Here is a 924-nt window from a genome sequence, read left to right on the forward strand (position 1 = left end):
CGTTTGTACATCAGACACCGGCGGCGTTACTGGGCATCACCCCGAGCCGCCAACTCTTTCAGCTTGAGCTCAGCCAATGGATGCCCGGCCTTCGCGGCCATGCCCCACCACCGAGCGGCTTCAGCCGGATCCGGCGCCTTGCTCGGCGTACCCGCCAGGCTGATCACCCCCACCTGATACGCGGCTTTGCCATCACCCGCCAACGCCGCCAGGCGCAGCAAACGCACGCCCTCTTCGCGAGCCMCAAGGCCGACACCGCGAAAGGTCAGGATGTGGCCATAGAAGCTCTGAGCGCCGACGTCACCCAGGTTCGCCATGCGGGCGAACTGGCCTTCGAGCCAGCTCCAGCCTCGGGGCTGGCGCACAAACCAAGACCAGTGAAACAACCGGCGGGCCAGCCAGTAACCGGCCCGGGCCTTGAGCTTTAAAAACACTCAGGCTTCTGCCGATTCGGGGTATGCGTATTCAAACACCCGCACCACTTCTGAAGCATGCCAGGACGCGGCAGCGACACCGTCAGACGGCCCGGAGAAACGCCCCAGACGCTCGACACATTCAAAGAAACCGGTGCGTGGCAGGCGACTGGCGCCCTGGCTGATCACCAACGAGCTGCGCAGGGGCTGCTCGGCCTTGGCGTCCAGCGCGGCCAGATGTTCGAGCGCGGCGGTCAGGGTTTGCATGGCTGGTGTGGGTAACTGCAAACGCTCCAGCAACGCGCGATAGGTCAAAAGATGGCGCTGACGACGTGCCTGGTCCAGCTCCCCCAATAATCCGTCCCAATGGTGACGACTGATGCGTACGCTCACGATTCATCCCTCCATCCTGGCACCGTCAATTCCCAGGCCAGGCTGCGGCGAATCGCAGCGTCAGGTAGACGCTCGCCACTTTCAATCAAGGCCAGATAAGACGGGCTGATGCCTACCG

The 924-nt window shown here is 63.4% G+C and carries 3 protein-coding genes; all 3 read right to left on the reverse strand.

What is annotated here, in order from left to right:
- Positions 1–26: 26 nt before the first annotated feature.
- Entirely contained in the window at positions 27–434 is a 408-nt protein-coding gene (locus tag AC1DRJ_RS29895; protein WP_477805298.1) for an SEL1-like repeat protein, read from the reverse strand.
- Complete coding sequence (locus AC1DRJ_RS29900) at positions 435–806, reverse strand: hypothetical protein (protein WP_477805299.1); 372 nt, start codon at positions 804–806, stop codon at positions 435–437.
- Positions 803–924, reverse strand: a 122-nt coding sequence (locus AC1DRJ_RS29905) for a helix-turn-helix domain-containing protein (RefSeq protein ID WP_477805300.1), incomplete at its 5' end; no start/stop codon positions are given. The genes AC1DRJ_RS29900 and AC1DRJ_RS29905, both read right to left, overlap by 4 nt.

Source organism: Pseudomonas sp. P5_B2 (assembly GCF_056400445.1).